The sequence below is a fragment of the Raoultibacter timonensis genome (genome assembly GCF_900240215.1).
GTDB classification, from domain to species: Bacteria; Actinomycetota; Coriobacteriia; order Coriobacteriales; family Eggerthellaceae; genus Raoultibacter; species Raoultibacter timonensis.
Map to the genome: position 1 here is coordinate 1 of NZ_LT964697.1, position 1,505 is coordinate 1,505.

2 protein-coding genes are annotated in these 1,505 nt (G+C 58.2%); one reads left to right on the forward strand and one right to left on the reverse strand.

The genetic code is table 11. The features are described from left to right. Window positions 1-86: 86 nt before the first annotated feature. On the reverse strand, window positions 87-545 hold the full coding sequence (locus tag C1722_RS16590; RefSeq protein WP_102380497.1) for a protease inhibitor I42 family protein: 459 nt from the start codon (window positions 543-545) through the stop codon (window positions 87-89). A gap of 410 nt (window positions 546-955) precedes the next feature. Here C1722_RS16590 and C1722_RS16600 point away from each other — a divergent pair, with 410 nt between their 5' ends. Next, a complete protein-coding gene (locus tag C1722_RS16600; RefSeq protein ID WP_146040728.1) occupies window positions 956-1,276 on the forward strand; it encodes a type II toxin-antitoxin system VapC family toxin in 321 nt (106 codons plus the stop codon). The last annotated feature ends 229 nt before the right edge of the window (window positions 1,277-1,505 follow it).

A 1,505-nucleotide genomic window follows, 5' to 3' on the forward strand; every position in this document is an offset into this window, starting at 1 on the left:
GCGTTGCGCTGCGTGCGCTGCCGCGCGGCGCGCGGTTTTTGTCGTCGGATGCCGGTGGGGTGCGCATCCGAGCGCGAAACGTTGCACTATTGCGCGTAGATCTCGGGCGTGGGGATTTCTTCTCCTTCGAGATAGGTGCCTTCGGATCCGTCGAACGTCACGTGGAGGTCTTTGTCGACGGTGAAGTGGTAGGTCACCTGCAAATCGTCGTCAGCGGGCGTGCCTGCGCGCTCGAGCCTGAACGAAATGGTTCCGTCGCCTTCCTTGATGCTCTGGAACGTGTATGTGGTAAGAACGGGTCCGCCAGCGAGGTCTTCGTCGCCCTGCGGTTCGGTGGTCGAATCCATCTGCTGCAGCGTGCTCGGCGTTTCGCCGTCGACGACCCACTCGTAGCCGGTCCCTGCATTGGATTGCAACGGGATCTTGATGGTTTGCTGCGGGGTGGTCGAGCACGACGAGAGCGCTACGATCACCGCAAGCGCGGCAATGCTCGCAACGGCAAATGCGATTTTCGGCAGCAGGTTTGTTTTCGTTGATGCGTTCATGATTGCTCCTGACACTGGTTGGTTCTTGTTCGTCTGCCGCCCAGTATAGAGGTGATGGCTTTTTGGTCAGGGAAAGGTAATCTATTCGTTTTTGTGTCGGAACCTTGCTGCAACGATCGGGCGCGGTTTTGCCGACGACGGTCGCCTCCGAGTGGCAAGAGCGCGGTATGCAGGTATTGAATCGGGGAGGTGTATCGGTTTCCAAGCTGATCCGCGAGGTTTTCGGATACATGGAGGCAACCCGGTCCTTGCTGAGCCTCGATCATCCGGGAGCCGAGAGGGAAGCCGATTCAAAACAGGCGGAAATAGAGCGGAAGCGATCGATGGTCTGGTCATGGGTTGAGGCCGTCCCCCCCCGACGCTGACGCGGGTCGGTTCAAACGGGAGCGGATCGAAAGAAAACTTCGCCCGTGAACTCTCGCATGAAAGTCTGCTTCGACACCAATGTGATAATCGATATTCGGAGCAGAACCGAAGGCTTCTTTGCTCCGTATTCCTCTCTTGACGTTGCTTTATCCGAGGGTATGGATATCTGCATTTCGGCGGGTTCCCTTTCCGATTTCGCGTACATCCTTGCAGCTCGAAAGCACGCTTCGGAAAAGCAGGCTCGCCAGATGACCCCCGAAGTCCTTGACGTGTTCGAGGTACTGGATCTGACGGTTTCGAAGGCCGTACCGTGCGCTGGTCGCAGGAGGCTAGCGCGCATGCGCCGCCGCATGGCCGGGATATGAATTCTCATCGCATCGCCGAATAACTCAGGTGCGTTTTCCCGCCGCTTCGCGTACAATGATCGAGGCTATTGTCTTATGATAATCCCGTCGCAACGACGAACGGGTCGAGCGGGCCTTTGGAACCATGCCATGAGGGGCGGATCATGTTCGGTATGTCGATCGTACTCTATCTCTTCCTTGGCGGGGCGGGCGCGGGTGCGTGCCTCGTGCTCGCGGTTGCGGGCTTGCT

Bases quoted from the DNA above. Each gene is read 5' to 3' on its own strand.
- C1722_RS16590 (WP_102380497.1), bottom strand. From the start codon at position 545: ATGAACGCATCAACGAAAACAAACCTGCTGCCGAAAATCGCATTTGCC.